Origin of the sequence: Syntrophomonas sp. UBA1041, assembly GCF_002316705.1 — a bacterium.
Lineage (GTDB): Bacteria > Bacillota > Syntrophomonadia > Syntrophomonadales > Syntrophomonadaceae > DTU019.
Genome location: NZ_DCEA01000052.1, coordinates 1 through 6,733, shown reverse-complemented (window position 1 = coordinate 6,733; position 6,733 = coordinate 1). Strand labels below are relative to the sequence as shown.

Here is a 6,733-nt window from a genome sequence, read left to right as displayed (position 1 = left end):
CCAACCTGGTCAACGGTAAAGCTGACAAGATTCTGCAGCAAAGCGGGGATAAGCCTTATTATCTTTTTGGCACCACCGCGGCTGGTTTGGCCAAAGTCAATGACCTGCCCTGGCTGTGCCCCATGAGTATTTAAAAAGGCCGCCGGAGATTAACCCTGAGCTGATCCAACCGGGATGACTGCCTGAAAAGGCAGCTTATCCCGGTTGTTCCTTTTTGACGCCCATGCCATCTCTTTAGGGGCCTGGCGTGATGTGAGCATAGCTGCCCGGGGCTGATAAATCCAGGGCGACTCCCGGCAGCAGGGCGGGTTTTGTCAGTTTATATTTCCTTGGACCCCATTTCTTGATAATGTAACAACGCAAAAATAGTTGAAAATAACATTGTTTAAGGAGGTATGATGTTTTGAAGAAGATCGCTATTCTGGTGTTGGCTGCATTTCTCCTAACCTTATTGCCTGCAGCCGCCTTGGCCAAACCCGACCCTGACAAAGCGAAAGGCAACAAATGGGTTCAGCAGCAGTTGCCGGGCAAGTATGACAAGGGTCAGTCCAAGGATAGCCGGGACCGGTATTACAAAGACGTGGATTTTGATGATATCCACGACTGCTGGGCCAATGGGTACATAAAGAAGGCTGCTCGCAAAGGCTTGGTGGAAGGTTATCAGGGTAAATATCAGCCCAACCAGCCGGTCACTAATCTGGAGCTGATAGTGATGCTGGTCAGGGCTCTGGACAAAGACGGGCAGATCGATCTGGATAAGGTTGACACCAGCTCGGCTGGAATGGACTTAAAGAAGATCCCCAGTTGGGGACAGGTTTATGTTGCGGCGGCGGTAGATTACGGCATAATCCTGCCTGAGGAACTCAAAAATTTCAATCCCAACCAGGGCTGTAAAAGATATCAGGTAGCCCTCTATATCGCCCGCATCCTGAACCAGGACGACAATGATGTGGATATCGATTTCGATGAACTGGCCGCTGATGTTGATGATATCATAGATATTATGGAGCAACTGGGCGACCTGGGTGAAGACAATGATGAAATCCAGGACAGCATTGACAGCCTGATCGCAGATTTGGAAGACTTCAATGACGAACTGGCCGATGCTGATGAAGACGATCTGAGCGCATTGATATCCGATGTGAAAGCCCTGGCCAATAGCCTGGACGAAATCATCGCAGATGCGGAGGACGAAGATGTAGATGAAGACATTCTGGATGAACTAGGCGATGCGGCCCAAAAAATAAGCGCACTAAAGAAGGCCTTGAAAGCCTACCAGGACAGAGACCTGAACGATTCCTTCCTGGACGATAATCAGTTCCCCTATGACTGTAAGTCTTCCATTAAAAAAGTGAAGCGCTACCGCATCATGATTGGTGACAACGATGGCAAGTTCAGCCCCATGCGGGTGGTAAAACGCGATGAAATCGCCACTCTGCTGACCCGCCTGACCGACCTGATACTGGGGGAATTTGATATCGCCTCCGCCAAAGGCACTCTGGAAGCGGTGGAGGATGAAGATGATGGCTATGTCATCACGGTTCTCAACGAAGATGGAGAAGAAGACGATTACAATGTCACCGGCGATACCCGCATCCTTTATAACAAAAAGTCTGTGAGCCTAAAAGACCTTGAAGATTATCTGGGATATGAGATAGTGGTGGTCTATGATGTTGACAATGATGCCTCAACCATTAAGATCATCAGCAGTTCAGCAGCCGATGATGATGACGACGATGATGACGACGATGATGACGATGATGATGACGATGATGATGAAGATGATGATGAAGATGATGATGAGTAGATAAATTCTGCTTATCCCCAATTAATGGCTCTTTGTAAAACTGGCATTATCAATAGCACCGGGGTGGGTAATTCCTGCCCCGGGTGGTATTTTTTTATCAAGATTCAGCGCTGGTATGCTACCATTGAGCTTAGATAATTCCCAGGAGGACAAACCATGTCCAACGCTGAACCGTCACAATTGGAGAAAATTACCGTATCGGTCTGGCGTCAATACAAGCAGGGCAACAACGCTGCAATTGAAGACAGCTTCGATAAAATCATGCCTTTTTGCTTACGGGTTTGCGCCCGTACCTGTGGACGCTACATCGACAACAGTGATGAAGAAGCCAGCATCGCCAGGATGGCTATGCTCGAGGCCTTTGATAAATACGAACCCCAGCGGGGCAATCTCTTGCTCTATCTGGGCTACGTCATACGCAACCGCATTATCGATTACAAGCGCAGTGAGGAAAAGCGATACTTTACCCCTTTTTCCGCTTTTCAAAATGAGCATCACCAAATCTGGGGGAGCCAGGAGCAGGATCCCGCCGGGCAGATTCTTGATGACCTGGCGCGCAAACAGGATCTGGACCGCTTTATAACGGTATTGCAGCAATATGATATTGAACTGCAGGACCTGGTGCGGGGCAGCCCCCGCCAGAAAAAAACCCTGGAGGCGGCCGTCTCGATTGCGGGCATGATTGCCTCAGACAGGGAGATGTGCGAGTATTTGCAGGAAAAGAGGATGATACCGATACGAATGCTGGAAAGACGTTGCAACGCCAACCGAAAAATAATTGACCGTTACCGAAAATTTATCATCGCCAGCACTTTGATCCTTATTCATGATATTCAGTGTTTAAGGCCTTATTTAAACGACCGGAAAGGAGGGCAAAGCCGTGTCTAAGCAAGCGGGCATCGTTCTTGAATCAGGCCGGGGATGGGCCATAATTATGCGTCCCGATGGCGCCTACCAGAAGATCAAGACCAATCAACCGCTTTATCCAGGCCAGTACTATTACCAGCGTCAGCTGCCGGCTCTTCCTTACGGCGTTGCGGCAGCAGTATTGCTGTTCATTCTGGTTGGGGCCATCGATTTCTTCAATGTGGTTGCCTATGCCTCGATTTCCTCCGGCATCGAACTGGGTGTCAACCGCTGGGATCGGGTGGTCACGGTCAAGACCGAGAGTGAGGCAGCGGCCCAGGTGGTATCCCAGGTGGATATAAACGGACGGCCGGCTCAAGAGGCGGTTGCGGCTGTGGTCAGCGAGATCATCGCCAAAGACAGTATGCCTGAGAATGGTACCGGCACCTTGCAGGTTTCGGTGCACAGCAAAAAGGCCGGTCAAGAATTGGAAGCCGAATATAAACGAAACCTGGTGGCCAAAATCAACCTCTCGGTTAATCAAGCCCTAAAAGTCCATGATAAAGTTAAGGTTAAAGGCGAGACTGTTGAAGAAAAGCTGCAGATCGAATACAAGCCTGCTACGAAAAAGGACCAAGACTTAGACCAGGCTAAAAAAACCCCGCCCGGAAATGCCTGGGGTCATGACATAAATAAGAATAAAACCGCTAATTACAAGGATAATAAGGATGCCGTCGCTATTCCCGTGTTTCAACGGTATTTAGAGCTGGACAATAGCGTAAATCGGGGCAATAGAGACCAGAAGACGGACAAAGACAAAACTAATGAAAAATCTGACCGTGATTCGGAAAAAAAACAAAATGATGAAAATTATAAACGTAATACGGACAATGACCGAGACAATAAAAAGAGTTACCGTGAGACAGACAAAGATCGGGCCAATGATAAGAATTACCCCGCGACGGATAAAAACCGCAACAGTGAGAAGTATGACCGTGAAAGTGACAAATATAGATCAACTGAAAAGTATAACCGTGAAAAAACCAAGAATGAGAACAGCTTTACCAAGAAATGGCTGGAAAGTAAAACCAAGCTCCGCAACTGGTCCGATTACCGCAGCCTGATCAATCCCGGACTGGAAAACCGGGACAAATAAGCGCAATGTGAGATCCCCGGCAAAGCAACCAAGATCCTGTTGTCGTATCAATCCAACAACAGGATCTTCCTTTTGTCGAGGGTCTACCTTAGTTGCGGGTCAATTGCTGGTAGATAATGTCGGCCAGGCCTAGCGAGCCCTGGCTGGAAAACAAGGCCAAAATGAACTGGACCAGCTTCAAAAACACTGCCCAGCCCGGACGTGAAAAGAAAGACAGATAAAAGCCGAAACATAACGGAACAGGGTTGTAACCAGGGGACGGAGGCGTAAGAAGCCTCCGTCCCCACCTGTTAGCGTTCATGGGATACTTTATGACCAATATACCCCTATGGGAGAGCTGTTTATGCGGTTTGCCGCTCTCCGCCTGCTCAGTTAGTTCTTCATATTCCTGTTCGCCAATCTCCACCGGCTCCACCTTGTCCATAACCCCCACGTCCCGGTAGGCAATACGGATATCTTGCTCGGCCGTATGAGAGTACTTTTCGCTGTGTTCCCCGACCTCAATCCTCTCAATGAAGAGCCGCAGGAGTTCAGGCGTCATGACACCGACCTTGTTGCCGGTAAGCTCGTCGTCTGGATTGCCGACCATCATTCCGACGCCTCCGCCGCCCTCGTCCTTAATCCACCCGAACCCGAGGAAGTAGATTTGCCTCTCACCGTCTACGCCGCGAACCTCACCATTGTGCGGTTCCTGCGGTTATTAGCTTTTTCAACTCCCTTCGCCAACACACATCCACAAACCGGCGAAGATAGCTATTACTATCTCGCTATAATCTTCAGTATTTGCAAGCTTTCGGAGGCTTCTTCAAGGATGCTATAAATTGGTGTATACTGGCGACATAAAGATACTTTGCGTGACGGACGATAGATACAAAATGAGAAAAATCAATTAATCCCGCAGAAAGGAGGAGTGTCTGTGAAAAAGCTCAAAATCCTCAAACGCAGCCGTGTCAACCGTGCGCTGAAAAGTATATTCGACTATCCGCTGACAGTCATAGAAGCCCCTATCGGCTACGGCAAGACCACAGCGGTACGGGAATTCCTGTCAAGCAGAGGCAGCGCCGTACTATGGCTTTCTTTTCTATCGTCCGAGGATACCGTTTCTTTCTTCTGGGACTCGTTATCATTGGAGATTGGCAGGCTGGATGCGGAAGCGAGCGCAAGGCTGAAGAATCTCGGTTTTCCCGCCGATGCGTCCCAGGCTGCAAATGTCCTGTCCATACTGCACGAACTGGACTTTGAGCAGGACACTGTACTGGTGATCGATGACTTTCACCTGATAAAAGGCCCGCAGATCAGTTCGTTTCTGGCTCTGATCGCCAGAAAGCCACCGGATAATCTGCACATCGCCATTGTTACCCGCGACACTTCAAACCTTGATATTTCAGAGCTCACAGCCAAAGGGCTGTGCAATATACTCCCCCAGCAGACGCTGTGCTTCACCGATGGTGAAATACGGGACTTCTGTGCCCTGATGGGATACGCTCCTGACAACGCCGAGTTCAGAAAGATCAGCGAATACACCGGCGGCTGGATTTCAATGGTCTACCTGACGCTGCTTGGCATTGTACGGGGCATCCCGATCGGCAAGAGCGACGTGATTGACGAGCTGGTTGAAAAAGTGCTTTTTAACGCTAACGAAGAGAATATCCGGCGTTTCTTGCTGAGGCTTTCCGTGATGGATGCTTTTACGGCGGATGAGGCACTATTTGTGACCGAAGAGCCGCGCGCAGAGGAGTTTTTGAAAAAGCTGCGTCGGGAAAATGCCTTTATCTCATACGACCCTGCCACAGACGTATATAGGATACACAACGTGCTGCTTGATTTCCTGCGGATAAAATGTAAAAACAACCTGGAACTCACGCATCTTTACGGCCGGGTGGGCCAGTGGCTCTTTGCCCATCACGCAAATGCGCAGGCCTACGCTTATTTCTGCCGCGCCGGGGATTTCGAGCGCATTCTCGATCTCCTCAACGATACAAGCAACATTACATACGGCTCCCCATATTATGAGGGTTTGTTTGACCTGTTCTCGTCCCTTCCTCGCGAGACACTGTTTAAGTATCCTTTCGCATATCTGCAATACATAACCATGCGAATTGTCGTCGGCGGACCGGACGGTACGCGGGACAGTGTGACGCGCCTCAGCGAGCTCCAGGCTGCGTATGAAGGTATGGAAGGACTTGATCCCCGGTTCAAAAATCAGGTTTTGGCGGAGGCGGCGCTAATCCGTACGGTTTCAGTTTTCAACGACGTCGTGCAGATGGCAGCCTGCATCAGGGAAGCGCTTCGGCTGTTTGACGGAGGAACATCCTGCATATTCCGCCAGGAGAATGTGGTCGGCTTCGCTTCCCCCCATCAACTGTATACTTATTATAAAGAGCCCGGGAAGCTGAAAGAGACGGCGGACTTCATGACGGCGGAGTTCCCCGCTTTTGTACAGGCTACAAACGGATGCTGCACGGGCAACGATTACCTCACGACGGCGGAATACGCACTTGAAACAGGCGACTGGCAGGCTGCGGAACTGAACGCATTCAAAACTATCTATAAAGCGCAGAGCAGGAATCAGGTAAGCCTTGTTATCGATGCAAGCCTGACGCTAATGCGTCTGTACATTTATCAGGGAAAGACGAATGAAGCGCTGGAGGTGCTTCAGCAGCTCCAGGAGGATCATGCCATTAAAAATACCGTCTATTTAAATACCGCGCTGGAGCTTGTAAAAGGTTACATTTACGCCTGTCTGGGCCGGTACAGCAGCATCCCCATCTGGCTGCAGACGGGAGATATGTCCTCGGCTCAGCTTATGTTTCAGGGTGTGGCGTTCAACTATATCGTATACGGAAAGGCAGTGCTGCTTTCAAAAAATTACATAAAGCTTGAGATGCTCACTGAGGAATTTAACCGCTATTTTTCTGTCTTTC

The 6,733-nt window shown here is 49.5% G+C and carries 5 protein-coding genes; 4 read left to right on the top strand and 1 reads right to left on the bottom strand.

The genetic code is table 11. From position 1 onward, the window contains the following. Positions 1–403: 403 nt before the first annotated feature. From B2633_RS07600 to B2633_RS07590, 3 genes are all read left to right on the top strand, one after another. Complete coding sequence (locus B2633_RS07600) at positions 404–1,807, top strand: S-layer homology domain-containing protein (RefSeq protein ID WP_483169996.1); 1,404 nt, start codon at positions 404–406, stop codon at positions 1,805–1,807. A 156-nt stretch (positions 1,808–1,963) separates the two neighbouring features. Then, the gene (locus tag B2633_RS07595; protein ID WP_483169995.1) at positions 1,964–2,695 is read left to right on the top strand and encodes a sigma factor; all 732 of its coding nucleotides are present in this window, start codon (positions 1,964–1,966) and stop codon (positions 2,693–2,695) included. Beyond that, a complete protein-coding gene (locus B2633_RS07590; RefSeq protein ID WP_483169994.1) occupies positions 2,688–3,809 on the top strand; it encodes an anti-sigma-I factor RsgI family protein in 1,122 nt (373 codons plus the stop codon). Before B2633_RS07595 ends, B2633_RS07590 begins: the two co-directional genes overlap by 8 nt. Positions 3,810–3,897: 88 nt before the next feature. Here the strand turns inward: B2633_RS07590 and B2633_RS07585 are convergent, their stop codons facing one another. Then, positions 3,898–4,401 carry a DUF4368 domain-containing protein gene (locus B2633_RS07585; protein WP_483169993.1) on the bottom strand — a complete coding sequence of 168 codons (504 nt, stop codon included), beginning with the start codon at positions 4,399–4,401 and terminating at the stop codon, positions 3,898–3,900. A gap of 324 nt (positions 4,402–4,725) precedes the next feature. On the opposite strand from B2633_RS07585, the gene B2633_RS07580 reads away from it, so the two are divergent. After that, on the top strand, positions 4,726–6,733 hold a 2,008-nt coding region (locus B2633_RS07580; RefSeq protein WP_483169992.1), incomplete at its 3' end, for a winged helix-turn-helix domain-containing protein.